This is a genomic window from Streptomyces canus (assembly GCF_001514145.1).
In the GTDB taxonomy this organism is placed as follows: domain Bacteria; phylum Actinomycetota; class Actinomycetes; order Streptomycetales; family Streptomycetaceae; genus Streptomyces; species Streptomyces canus.
The window spans coordinates 110,352-123,287 of sequence record NZ_KQ948658.1; the positions used below are offsets into that span (position 1 = coordinate 110,352).

The 12,936-nt window shown below is 70.2% G+C and carries 9 protein-coding genes and 1 pseudogene; 9 read left to right on the plus strand and 1 reads right to left on the minus strand.

The window, feature by feature from the left end:
- The first annotated feature begins 8 nt into the window (after positions 1-8).
- The 6 genes from iolB (at position 9) to AQJ46_RS10015 (ending at position 9,572) form a co-directional block, all read left to right on the plus strand.
- Positions 9-824, plus strand: coding sequence for a 5-deoxy-glucuronate isomerase (gene iolB / locus AQJ46_RS09990; protein ID WP_057609616.1), 816 nt, complete (start codon positions 9-11; stop codon positions 822-824).
- Positions 821-2,698 carry a 3D-(3,5/4)-trihydroxycyclohexane-1,2-dione acylhydrolase (decyclizing) gene (iolD, locus tag AQJ46_RS09995; RefSeq protein ID WP_059205230.1) on the plus strand — a complete coding sequence of 626 codons (1,878 nt, stop codon included), beginning with the start codon at positions 821-823 and terminating at the stop codon, positions 2,696-2,698. The genes iolB and iolD overlap by 4 nt, the downstream gene beginning before the upstream one ends.
- A gap of 14 nt (positions 2,699-2,712) precedes the next feature.
- Positions 2,713-4,215, plus strand: a complete 1,503-nt coding sequence (gene mmsA / locus AQJ46_RS10000) for a CoA-acylating methylmalonate-semialdehyde dehydrogenase (RefSeq protein WP_059205813.1) — start codon at positions 2,713-2,715, stop codon at positions 4,213-4,215.
- Between the two features lie 181 nt (positions 4,216-4,396).
- Complete coding sequence (locus tag AQJ46_RS10005; protein WP_059205231.1) at positions 4,397-7,045, plus strand: alpha/beta fold hydrolase; 2,649 nt, start codon at positions 4,397-4,399, stop codon at positions 7,043-7,045.
- Positions 7,042-7,908, plus strand: coding sequence for an ABC transporter permease (locus tag AQJ46_RS10010; protein WP_059205232.1), 867 nt, complete (start codon positions 7,042-7,044; stop codon positions 7,906-7,908). The genes AQJ46_RS10005 and AQJ46_RS10010 overlap by 4 nt, the downstream gene beginning before the upstream one ends.
- Positions 7,909-8,054: 146 nt before the next feature.
- A complete protein-coding gene (locus tag AQJ46_RS10015) occupies positions 8,055-9,572 on the plus strand; it encodes a vWA domain-containing protein (protein WP_059205233.1) in 1,518 nt (505 codons plus the stop codon).
- A 26-nt stretch (positions 9,573-9,598) separates the two neighbouring features.
- Here the strand turns inward: AQJ46_RS10015 and AQJ46_RS10020 are convergent, their stop codons facing one another.
- Positions 9,599-10,270: a chaplin gene (locus tag AQJ46_RS10020; RefSeq protein WP_059205234.1), complete on the minus strand. Its 672-nt coding sequence runs from the start codon at positions 10,268-10,270 to the stop codon at positions 9,599-9,601.
- Positions 10,271-10,676: 406 nt separating this feature from the next.
- On the opposite strand from AQJ46_RS10020, the pseudogene AQJ46_RS10025 reads away from it, so the two are divergent.
- The 3 genes and pseudogenes from AQJ46_RS10025 to AQJ46_RS10030 form a co-directional block, all read left to right on the plus strand.
- Positions 10,677-11,057, plus strand: a pseudogene (locus AQJ46_RS10025) (transposase family protein); the annotation flags it as partial.
- Between the two features lie 315 nt (positions 11,058-11,372).
- Positions 11,373-11,753 carry a thiol-disulfide oxidoreductase DCC family protein gene (locus AQJ46_RS51995; RefSeq protein ID WP_079072208.1) on the plus strand — a complete coding sequence of 127 codons (381 nt, stop codon included), beginning with the start codon at positions 11,373-11,375 and terminating at the stop codon, positions 11,751-11,753.
- A 464-nt stretch (positions 11,754-12,217) separates the two neighbouring features.
- The coding region (locus AQJ46_RS10030; protein ID WP_225887288.1) for an ice-binding family protein at positions 12,218-12,936 on the plus strand (719 nt) is incomplete at its 3' end.

Consider the following 12,936-nt stretch of genomic DNA (forward strand, 5'->3'; position numbering starts at 1 on the left):
GCCGCCGCATGACACAGAACGAGCTGTACGTCCCCAAGGGCGGCTCCGCCAACGCCCAGTACACGCTGGACATCGACCCCAAGCGGGCCGGCTGGACCCACAGCAGCCTGCGCATCGTCGAGCTGGCACCCGGCGGCACCCACACCTTCACCTCCGGTGACAGCGAGTGGATCGTGCTTCCGCTGGAGGGCGCCTGTACCGTCCACACCGACAACGAAGAGTTCCAACTCCTGGGCCGGGAAAGCGTGTTCGCCGGAGTCTCGGACTTCGCGTACGTGCCCCGGGACGCCCAGGCATCGATCGCCTCCGGCGCGGGAGGCCGCTTCGCCCTGGCAGGAGCGAAGTGCGAGCGACGACTCCCCGCCCGCTACGGCCCCGCGCCGGAGGTCCCCGTCGAAGAACGCGGCAGCGGCAGCCAGTTGCGGCACGTCCGCAACTTCGCCTCCGCCGACGCCTTCGACTGCGACAAGCTCATCGCCGTCGAGGTGGTCACTCCCGGCGGCAACTGGTCCTCGTATCCGCCGCACAAGCACGACGAACACCGGCCCGGCGTGGAGGCGGAGCTGGAGGAGATCTACTACTTCGAGATCGACGGCCCGAACGGGTTCGGCTACCAGCGCGTATCTCCCTCCCGTGAGGGCGGATCCGACGTCCTCGCCGAGGTCCGCTCCGGCGACGCCGTCCTCGTCCCCGACGGATGGCACGGCCCGTCCATCGCCCAGCCCGGCCACGACATGTACTACCTCAACGTCATGGCGGGACCGGGTGAGACGCGGGAGTGGCGGATCTGCTTCCACCCGGACCACACGGAGGGGTACCGATGACCACCCGCCTGACCGTCGCGCAAGCGCTGGTCCGCTTCCTGGCCGCCCAGTACACCGAACGCGACGGCGTACGGCAGCGGTTGATCTCCGCGACCTGGGGCATCTTCGGCCACGGCAATGTCGCGGGCCTCGGCCAGGCGCTCGTCGAGTACGCCGACGACATGCCCTACCACCAGGGCCGCAACGAGCAGTCCATGGTGCACGCGGCCGTGGGCTACGCGCGGCAGTCGAACCGCCTCTCCACCCACGCGGTGACGACCTCCATCGGCCCGGGCGCCACCAACCTGGTGACGGGCGCGGCCCTCGCGACCATCAACCACCTCCCGGTCCTGCTCCTGCCCGGTGACACCTTCGCCACCCGCGTCGCCGACCCGGTCCTCCAGCAGCTCGAAGTGCCGTACGCGGGCGACATCAGCGTCAACGACTGTCTGCGGCCCGTGTCGAAGTACTTCGACCGCGTCACGCGTCCGGAAGCCCTGATCCCGGCCGCCCTCCAGGCCATGCGGGTCCTCACCGACCCCGTCGAGACCGGCGCCGTGACCCTCGCCCTCCCGCAGGACGTCCAGGCCGAGGCCCACGACTGGCCGGACGAGTTCTTCGCCGAGCGCACCTGGACCGTACGACGACCGGGCGCCGACCCGACCGAACTCGCCGAAGCGGTACAGACGATCCGTGCCGCCCGGCGCCCGCTCGTCGTCGCCGGCGGCGGAGTCCACCACAGCCGCGCCGAGGAGGCCCTCGCCGAGTTCGCGAGCGCCACCGGCATCCCGGTCGCCTCCACCCAGGCCGGCAAGGGCTCCCTGCGCCACGACCACCCCCAGGACGTCGGCGGCGTCGGCCACACCGGCACCGCCACCGCCAACGAACTGGCCCGCCAGGCCGACCTGGTGATAGGCGTCGGCACCCGCTGGACGGACTTCACCACCGCCTCCGGCACCCTGTTCGCCGCCGACGGCGTCCGCTTCCTCAACCTCAACATCGCGCCCTACGACGGCCACAAGCTCGCCGGTGCGCCCCTGGTCTCGGACGCCCGCAGCGGCCTCCAGGAGCTGACCGAGGCCCTCCAGATGCACGCCCACCGCGTCACGGGCGCGTACGTCGACGAGTACACGCTCGACAAGGAGCGCTGGGAGCAGCGCGTCGACGCCTGCTACGAGGCCGACGAGCCCGACATCAGGCCGACGCAGCCGCAGGTCCTCGGCGCCCTGGACGCCCTGGTGGACGAGTCGGACGTCGTCATCAACGCGGCCGGCTCCCTCCCCGGCGACCTGCACAAGCTGTGGCGCGCCCGGTCGAGGGACCAGTACCACCTGGAGTACGGCTACTCCTGCATGGGCTACGAGATCCCGGCCGCGATCGGTGTCAAGATGGCCGCGCCCGACCGCAACGTCTGGGCCCTGGTCGGCGACGGAACGTACCTGATGATGCCGACGGAGATCGTCACGGCCGTGCAGGAGGGCATCGCGATCAAGCTGCTCCTGATCCAGAACCACGGCTACGCCTCCATCGGCGGCCTGTCCGAGACGGTCGGCGGCGAGCGCTTCGGAACCGCCTACCGCTACCAGTCCGACGACGGCACCTACACGGGCGCCCCGCTGCCCGTGGACCTGGCCGCCAACGTGGCCAGCCTCGGTATGCGCGTGCTGCGCGCGAAGACCGTACGAGACCTCCGCGCCGCCCTCGAAGAGGCGCGGGCCGCCGACACTCCCACATGTGTCTACGTCGAGACCGAAACGGCAGACACAGTGTCGGGCGCGCCTCCGGCGCAGGCCTGGTGGGATGTACCTGTGGCCGAAACCGCGACCCGACCGTCTGCGGTGAAGGCCCGAGAGCTGTACGAACGGCACGTCTCTACCCGACGCCGCCATCTGTGAAGGAGTACTCGGTCATGACGAAGATCGTCAACCACTGGATCGGCGGCAAGACCGTCGAAGGCGCGTCGGGGAACTACGGGCCGGTCACCGACCCGGCGACCGGCGCGGTCACCACCAAGGTCGCGTTCGCGTCGGTCGACGAGGTCGACGCCGCGGTCGCCGCCGCCAAGGACGCGTTCGCGACGTGGGGCACCTCCTCGCTCGCCAAGCGCACCACGATCCTGTTCCGCTTCCGGGCGCTGCTCGAGGCGAACCGGGACGCGATCGCCGAACTGATCACCGCCGAGCACGGCAAGGTGCACAGCGACGCGCTCGGTGAGGTCGCGCGCGGCCTGGAGATCGTGGACCTGGCGTGCGGGATCACCGTGCAGCTCAAGGGCGAGCTGTCGACCGAGGTCGCCAGTCGCGTCGATGTCGCCTCCATCCGCCAGCCGCTCGGTGTCGTCGCGGGCATCACGCCGTTCAACTTCCCGGCGATGGTCCCGATGTGGATGTTCCCGATCGCCATCGCGACCGGCAACACCTTCGTCCTCAAGCCGTCCGAGAAGGACCCGTCGGCCTCCCTGAAGATCGCCGAGCTGCTGGCCGAGGCCGGTCTGCCCGACGGTGTCTTCAACGTCGTGCACGGTGACAAGGTGGCCGTCGACCGCCTCCTGGAGCACCCGGACGTCAAGGCCGTCTCCTTCGTCGGCTCGACCCCGATCGCCCGCTACATCCACACCACCGCCTCCGCGAACGGCAAGCGGGTCCAGGCCCTGGGCGGCGCCAAGAACCACATGCTGGTCCTGCCGGACGCCGACCTGGACGCGGCCGCCGACGCCGCCGTCTCCGCCGCCTACGGCTCCGCGGGTGAGCGCTGCATGGCCATCTCCGCGGTCGTCGCGGTCGGCGCCATCGGCGACCAGCTGGTCGACAAGATCCGCGAGCGCGCCGAGAAGATCAAGATCGGCCCCGGCAACGACCCGTCCTCCGAGATGGGTCCGCTCATCACCAAGGTGCACCGCGACAAGGTGGCGTCGTACGTCACGGGCGCGGCCGCCGAGGGCTGCGAGGTCGTCCTGGACGGCTCCGGCTTCACGGTCGAGGGCTTCGAGGACGGCCACTGGATCGGCATCTCGCTCCTCGACAAGGTCCCGACCACGGCGAAGGCCTACCAGGACGAGATCTTCGGCCCGGTGCTGACCGTGCTGCGCGTCGACACCTACGACGAGGGCATCGCCCTCATCAACGCCTCGCCGTTCGGCAACGGCACCGCGATCTTCACCCGGGACGGCGGTGCCGCCCGCCGCTTCCAGCTGGAGGTCGAGGCCGGCATGGTCGGCGTGAACGTCCCGATCCCGGTCCCCGTCGGCTACCACAGCTTCGGTGGCTGGAAGGACTCGCTCTTCGGCGACCACCACATCTACGGCAACGACGGCACGCACTTCTACACCCGCGGCAAGGTCGTCACCACCCGCTGGCCCGACCCGGCCGACGCCCCGGCGGGCGTCGACCTGGGCTTCCCGCGCAACCACTGAGCGCATACAGCTCATACGGCGCCCCGACCCTCCGCAGGAGAGTCGGGGCGCCGTCGTGTCACCGGCCGCCGGCCGTACCGCGAACGCGGTACACGAGAACGCCGCCGTACCCCCACGGGATGGCCCCGGTTCACCCCCTGGTCGGCGACTCACCGGCCTTTTCACCCCGTACCGTTGACACATGGATCTTCGACTGCCGCCGCTGCGTGACCTACGACGGCGGCCACGACGGCTCGCCGCCGCCGTGGCCGCCGTCGTCGTGCTCGCCGGTGCCGGGACATGGACGGCCGTGGCCGACGACAAGCCGGCCCCGGTGCACCGGGAGGACCAGATCATGGCCCTCGATGGCGTCCGCATAGACACCTCGTACTTCACCTCGTCCGACGCGGGACGCCGCCCCGCCGTCCTGCTCGCGCACGGCTTCGGCGGCAGCAAGGACGACGTGCGGGAACAGGCCGAGAACCTGGCGCGGGACGGGTACGCGGTACTGACCTGGTCGGCGCGGAGTTTCGGCAGGTCCACCGGGAAGATCGGACTGAACGACCCGAAGGGCGAGGTCCAGGACGTCAGAAAACTGATCGACTGGCTCGCCCGGCAGCCGCAGGTCCAGCTCGACAAGCCCGGCGACCCCCGCGTCGGCGTCGCGGGCGCCTCGTACGGCGGCGCGATCTCCCTGCTCGCCGCCGGCTACGACGACCGCGTGGACGCCATCGCCCCGGCGATCACCTACTGGAACCTCAGCGACGCGCTCTTCCCGAACGGCGTGTTCAAGAAGCTCTGGGCGGGCATCTTCGTCAACTCCGGCGGCGGCTGCGCGAAGTTCGAGCCGCAGCTGTGCCGGATGTACGAGCGGGTCGCCGAGTCCGGCACCCCGGACGCGCAGGCCGAGAAGCTGCTGGACGAGCGCTCGCCGTCCGCCGTCGGCGACCGCATCAAGGTGCCCACCCTGCTGCTGCAGGGACAGACCGACTCCCTCTTCCCGCTCGGCCAGGCCGACGCCGCGGCCAAGGCGATCCGCGCCAACGGCGCCCCCGTCGACGTCGACTGGATCGCGGGCGGGCACGACGGCGGCGACATGGAGACCGGCCGGGTCCAGGCCCGGGTCGCCTCCTGGTTCGACCGCTACCTCAAGGACGACAAGGGCGCCGACACCGGCCCCGCCTTCCGCGTCACCCGCACCCTCGGCACCGACACCGGCGACGGCGAGACCCGGCTGAGCGGCGTGGACGCCGACACCTACCCCGGCCTCGAAGGCGACCCGCGCCCGATCGCCCTCGCCGGACGCGAGCAGTCCTTCGAGAACCCGGCCGGCTCCAGCCCGCCCGCCGTCTCCGCCCTGCCCGGCTTCGGCGGCGCCGGCGGCCTCGCCCAGCTCTCCACGCTCGGCGTCGGGATCTCCCTCGACTTCCCCGGCCAGTACGCCGCCTTCGAGTCGGCCCCCTTCAAGGACGACCTGCAGATCACCGGGTCCCCGACGGTCACCGTCCACGTGAAGTCGACGAGCGACGACGCGGTCCTCTTCGCCAAGGTGTACGACGTCGGCCCCGGCCGCGGACAGCAGGTGCTGCCCTCCCAACTGGTCGAGCCCCTCCGCGTCGAGGGCGCCAAAGCCGGCAAGGACGTCACCCTCACCCTCCCGGCGATCGACCACGAGGTGCAGGACGGCCACCGGCTGCGCCTGGTCCTCGCCTCCACCGACCTCGGCTACGCCTCACCGGCCGCCCCCGCCACGTACACGGTCTCCCTCAAGGGCGACCTGAAGGTGCCGACCACCCTCGCCGACAGCGACGCCGCCGCGCCACTGCCCTCGTGGGTGTGGTGGCTGCCCCTGGCCGGCGCGGTGACCGCGCTCGCCCTCCTCCTGACGGCGAGGCGCCGCACCACGGCCCCCGCTCCCGACCCGGGCCTCGCCGAAGTCCCCCTGCAGATAAGCGACCTGAGCAAGAGGTACGCCAAGTCCGCAGACCGCTACGCCGTCCGCGACCTGTCCTTCCGGGTCGAGAAGGGCCAGGTCCTCGGCCTGCTCGGCCCGAACGGCGCGGGCAAGACGACCACCCTGCGCATGCTGATGGGCCTGATCACACCGGACGGCGGTGAGATCCGCGTCTTCGGCCACGCCATCGCGCCCGGCGCCCCCGTGCTGTCCCGCGTCGGCGCCTTCGTCGAGGGCGCGGGCTTCCTGCCGCACCTGTCCGGCCGGGAGAACCTGGAGCTGTACTGGCGGGCCACCGGCCGCCCGCCGCAGGACGCCCACCTGGACGAGGCCCTGGAGATCGCCGGCCTCGGCACCGCCCTGGAGCGCGCGGTCCGCACCTACTCGCAGGGCATGCGCCAGCGCCTGGCCATCGCCCAGGCCATGCTCGGCCTGCCCGACCTGCTGATACTGGACGAGCCGACCAACGGACTCGACCCGCCGCAGATCCGCGAGATGCGCGAGGTGATGATCCGCTACGCCGCGGCCGGCCGCACGGTGATCGTCTCCAGCCACATGCTGTCCGAGGTCGAGCAGTCCTGCACCCACCTGGTGGTCATGGACCACGGACAGCTCGTCCAGGCGGGCCCGGTCGGCGAGATCATCGGCTCCGGCGACACCCTGCTGGTCGGCACGGCCGGCCCGGTCGACGAACCTCTCGTCGAGAAGGTCGCCGCGCTGCCCGGCGTGGCCTCGGCGGTCCGTACCGACGGCGGGCTGGTGGTCCGCCTCGACGCCGACGGCAGCGCCCGGCACCTGGTCGCCGAACTCGTGCGGCTGGAGGTCCCCGTGGAGGCGGTCGGCCCCCACCGCCGCCTCGAGGACGCCTTCCTCACCCTGATCGGAGACTCCGCATGAGCAGCACGCTGATCGACAGCGCGGAGGTCGCCGACGGTTACCGCGCCGGCCGCACGCTGCCCCTGAGGGTGGAACTGGTCCGGCAGCTGAAGCGCCGCCGCACGATGGTCATGGCCGGGATCCTGGTCGCCCTGCCGTTCGTGCTGCTCATCGCCTTCCAGGTGGGCGGCGGACCGGGTGGCGGCAACACCCGGGTGAACCTGATGGACACGGCCACCCTGTCCGGCGCGAACTTCGCCGCGGTGAACCTGTTCGCCTCGGCGGGCTTCCTCCTGGTCATCCCCGTCGCCCTGTTCTGCGGGGACACGGTCGCCTCCGAGGCCGGCTGGTCCTCCCTGCGCTACCTGCTGGCGGCGCCCGTGCCCCGGGCCCGGCTGCTGTGGTCCAAGCTGGTCGTCGGACTCGGGCTCAGCCTCGCCGCGATGGTGGTTCTGCCGCTCGTCGCGCTCGCCGTCGGCACGGCGGCCTACGGCTGGGGCCCGCTGGAGCTGCCCACCGGCGGTGAGCTGGCCGCCGGCACAGCGGCGCAGCGCCTGCTGGTCACAGTGGCGTACATCTTCGTGTCCCAACTGGTCACCGCCGCGCTGGCGTTCTGGCTGTCCACCAGGACGGACGCGCCGCTGGGCGCGGTCGGCGGCGCGGTCGGCCTGACCATCGTCGGCAATGTGCTCGACCAGGTGACGGCGCTCGGCGACTGGCGGGACTTCCTGCCCTCGCACTGGCAGTACGCCTGGCTCGACGCCGTCCGACCGCAACTGGAGTGGTCCGACATGATCCAGGGCACGGCCCTGTCGATAACGTACGCCCTGGTGCTGTTCGCGCTGGCCTTCCGCGGTTTCGCCCGCAAGGACGTGGTGTCGTAGGTCACCGGAGGATCACCCACCGGTCTCGAAGGCCGTCGTCCGTGCCCTGTTCGAGATTCATCCGCAACTCCCCGTAACGCACGTTCCGGCCCCCCGGCCCGTCACAGTCACAGACACGGCGTCAACTGGCCAAGGGGGCACGGACGATGGACCGGTACGGGACACGGCGGCTGCGGGCCGCCCTCCTCGCACTCACCGCGGCGGGCGGCCTGCTCCTGACGGGATGCGGGGCGGGCGGCTCGGGCGACGACAGCAGTAAGGACCGGGCGAACGGCGCCAGCGCCTTCCCGGCCCCCGAGTACAGCCGGGGAAGCGAACGGGACGACGAGTCCCGTGACACCGCCCCCGACCACCTCTCCACCTTCGCCCTCGACGTCGACACCGCGTCCTACGGCTACGCCCGCCGCACCCTCGCCGACGGACAGCTCCCCGACCCCTCGACGATCCGCCCCGAGGAGTTCGTCAACAGCTTCCGCCAGGACTACGAGCGTCCCGACGGCAACGGCTTCACGGTGACCGTGGACGGCGCCCGCACCGACGAGAAGAACTGGTCCCTGGTCCGCGTGGGCCTGGCCACCCGGAACGCGGCCGGGCCGCGCGGCGAACGCCCGCCGGCCGCGCTCACCTTCGTCATCGACATCTCCGGCTCCATGTCCGAACCCGGCCGGCTCGACCTCGCCCAGAAGTCCCTCGACGTGATGACGGACCGGCTGCGCGACGACGACTCGGTCGCGATCGTCACCTTCAGCGACAAGGCCGAGACCGTCCTGCCGATGACCCGCCTCGACGGCAACCGCGACGAGATCCACGACGCGATCGACGGCCTGGAGCCCACGTTCTCCACCAACCTCGCGGCCGGCGTCGAGACCGGCTACGCCACCGCCGTCAAGGGCCTGCGCGAGGGTGCCACGAACCGGGTCGTCCTGGTCTCCGACGCCCTTGCCAACAACGGCGACACCGACCCCGACTCCATCCTCGACCGCATCGACGGCGCCCGCCGCGAGCACGGCATCACCCTCTTCGGCGTCGGCGTGGGCAGCGACTACGGCGACGCCCTGATGGAACGCCTCGCCGACAAGGGCGACGGCCACACCACGTACGTCTCGGACGAGAAGGACGCCCGCGAGGTCTTCTGCGAGCAGCTCCCGCAGAACATCGACCTCACCGCCCGCGACGCCAAGGCCCAGGTCGCCTTCGATCCGGAGACGGTCACCGACTTCCGGCTCGTCGGCTACGACGACCGCCGCGTCGCCGACGACGACTTCCGCGACGACCGCGTCGACGGCGGCGAGGTCGGCCCCGGTCACACCGTCACCGCCCTCTACGCCGTCCGCACCCGGGCGGGCGCGGACGGCCACCTCGCCACCGCCACCGTTCGCTGGCAGGACCCCGAGACCCGCACCCCGCACGAGGAGTCGGGCCAACTGGAGTCGGACAGCCTCGCCGACTCCCTGGGCAGCGCGAGCCCGCGCCTCCAGGTCACCGCGGTGGCCGCCTACTTCGCCGACGCCCTCCGCCGGGGCGACGACCGCTGGAGCCCCCTGCCGGGAGCCCCACGCCTGAGCGAACTGGCCGACCGGGCGGACACGTTGGCGGACATCACGGAGGACCGGGCGGTACGGCAGCTCGCCGACACCATCCGGCAGGCGAGGCACCTCGAGTGACCATCCCGCCAGGCAGCCGACCGGGATCACCCCTGGCGGCTGCCCGCGCTCGAACGAGAGCGCCGGTACAGCACCGCTCCGGCGGTCAGCAGGGCCAGGCTCGCCACGCTCGGCACCCAGGGGCTGTCGGACCCGGTGTGCGCGAGGGTGGCGGCCGCCTCCGGCTGTACGACGGCGGGGGACCCCTTCGGCGCCGTGTGCGCCTTGGCCGGGTGTGACGGCTGGTGCGGGACCCGCGGGGTGGACGGTACGGACCGGTCCTCGGACTCGTTGGGACGGTCGACCGGGCCGTTGACCGACTCGTTGCCGAAGGCGGGATTGCCGATACCCACCAGGTTCGCGCTGTTGCCGGTGAGGTTCACGGGCAGATCAACCGGAAGCTGGACGTTGTTGCCGGAGACCACGCCCGGCGAGTCGTGAGCGCTGCCGTGGGCCGCGGCCCCGCCCGGCGCCTCGGACGACTTGCCGTGCCCGGCTTTGACGCCCTCGTTGGCACAGCGGTTGCCCATGGCGGGGTTGAGGAGCCCGACCACGTTCAGGGTGTTCCCGCACACGTTCACCGGGACGTCCACGGGCAACTGGATGTTGTTGCCGGAGATCACCCCGGGCGAGCCCTCTGCGGAACCGTCAGCGGTGGAGTCGGCCTGCGCCGGCCCCGCGACTGCCATCGCACCGGAGGCGACGGCGACGGCGATCACACTGTTTCGGATAGCCCGTTTCATGGGTTCCCTGCCCTTTCGACACGTCGCGGGCACTCACCCGCACTCTGTGAAACGCGCGTGAAACCATGGAAGTAATGGTTTGTCAGCCTTTTGCCCACTCCCAGGGTCGTGGGGCAGTCGGCTCGGAGGCTGGTGGTTGCTCGTCGGCCCTGGTGGTGGCGTGTGGGAGGGCGACGGGTGGCGACACGCCGCGCGCCACCGCCCGGCCGACCCCAGCCTCTGCCCGATCACCGCTCTCCGACGCGGCTGCCCGCGATTTCCATCAGTGAGCTCCTTCGAGTTGGTCACCAAACAGGTGACGGTCCATCTAGCGCGTCGAGCGAGGCCCCTGGGCTGTTGATCGAGATGTCCGACGTCTCAACCACGCTGCTCGGGGGCCTCGTTGGTCATCTATCCTGCCGCGCTCGACCTGCCGGATGTGCTCGTGGAATGGGTGACCGTGCTCGCCGTCACCCGCGATCGTGACCGGCGCTGCAAGCTCCGCCCGTCTCAGTGTGTGGTGGTGGCACTGGTGTACCTGCCTGAACAGACCACCCTTGCGAAGATCGCTGCAGTGTTCGGGATCAGCGAGTCCACCGCCAACGCCTACACCAGCGCGGTCATCCGCCTACTCACCGCGCGTGTGTCGGGCCTGTTGAAGGTCCTGCGCGAGGCCGACCCCGACTTCGCCCTGATGGACGGCACCCTGGCCGACAAGACCGTCAACAGGGCGCTGTCCGAGGCGCGGGCACCGGTCGAGCGCGGTGTTGCGCGACTGAAGGCCTGACAGATCTTCCGCAGATCCCCGTGCAGTCCCAAACCGCATGACGTCAGGGAGCGGCAACGCTGAAGAAGCTCAGTTCAGGGCGAGGGTCGGGCCGACGCGGCCGACGTGGTGGGCGAGGCGGAGTCCGCCGGCCGTGAGCCACTGCCGACGACCACCGCGTGACGCTCGGGGCCGGGGGAGGCCCAGTCGCTGCGAAGTTGGCCTTCGTCCAGTCGGAAAAGTGCGCCGATGGGCCGTCGCCCTTCACGGCCCGAAGGACTTCGTCGGCGAGGTAACCGGCAGTGTCATGGCCGCAGGCTGCATGATGAGGCCATGCTGACTGGACCTGTACTTGTCTATGACGGTGACTGTGCCTTCTGTACCACCTCGGTGTTCTTCGCCAAGGAGCGGCTACGTCCGCGTTGCGAGATCACCCAGTGGCAGGCAACTGATCTGGACGCGCTGGGCGTCAGCCAGGAGCGGGCCGAATACGAATTGTTGTGGGTCACGCCCCATGGAGCAGTGCATGGTGGCGCGCAGGCCGTCGCCAAACTGCTGATGAGCGTCGGTGGAGGCTGGGCGGTACTGGGGGCACTGATCAGTCTCCCGCCTACTCGCTGGATCGCCCATGGGGTCTACCGGGTCATCGCAGGAAACCGTGACCGCGTGCCGGGCGGCACAGCGGCATGCGCACTTCACGAGAACCGCCGATAGCGATCACTGCAAGGCGCCTCGGCAGCCGATAGATGTCGGTGAAGACGGCCGAGGGGTATTGGGCACCGTTATTAATATTCTCGCAGGCAGGCCGACGCTGCCCGCGTGTGCTTGCCCGGGTGCCGGCTGCGAAATGTTCTCGCAGGTCAGAGCGATATTTCTGGTCAAGATTCCCGACGGGGCATACAGCATGATGGCATGCATTTTTTAACACTAAGGATTCCCTTTTCGTGGGTGACAATATGACTATTCCCGGCCGGGAGTTCGCACGGTTCTTCAGAATGGCCTCGCCGTCCAACTGAGTGATCGCTCTGCAGTCACTCGGACGCATTGAACGTGTCGCCCTTTTCATAACCCCTTTATACGTAGGATGCGTGCGACGGAAATCATTCCAGCTACTCTGAAGGAGCACTCCCTCAATGACGCCAAGTAGCCCGGGTGCACGTCGAGGGCGCCTGAAACCAATGTGGATCAGCGCTCTAATCGTCCCGCTGATCGCCACCGGTATCCTGGCGACGACTTCGACGCCGGCGAGCGCCATCGCGACGGCCGTTCCGCTCGGTACCGCGGAAAGTTTCGCGGTTCTGGCCGGCGCGTCAATCACCAATACCGGCCCCTCGGCCATCACTGGGGACATCGGAGTGAGTCCGGGAACGTCCATCACCGGATTTCCGCCCGGCCTGGTGGACGGAACTCAGCACTCCGCGGACGCTGTGGCGCTTCAGGCCAAGTCCGATCTGGTCGCGGCGTACAACGACGCGGCGGGACAGGCCACGGACGAGGCGCTTCCTCCAGATGCGGGTGGTCTGACCCTGGTCCCGGGCGTATACACCGCATCGTCCGGGCTGGGGCTCACCGGTACGCTCACCCTGGATGCTCAGGACAACCCTGATGCGGTGTGGGTGTTCCAGGTCGGTTCGACCCTGACCACAGCCTCCGCAAGCGAGGTGAGCCTCATCAACGGCGCCTCGCCCTGCAATGTGTTCTGGAAGATCGGCAGTTCAGCGACTCTCGGCACGAGTTCCACGTTCGTGGGCAACATCCTGGCCCTGACGTCGATCTCTGCCACCACAGGGGCAAGCATCGACGGGCGGGCGCTGGCCCGTACCGGCTCTGTGACGCTGGACACCAACAGGATCACGCGGCCTGAGTGTGAGGCGGGGACGACGGGTACCACGACGAC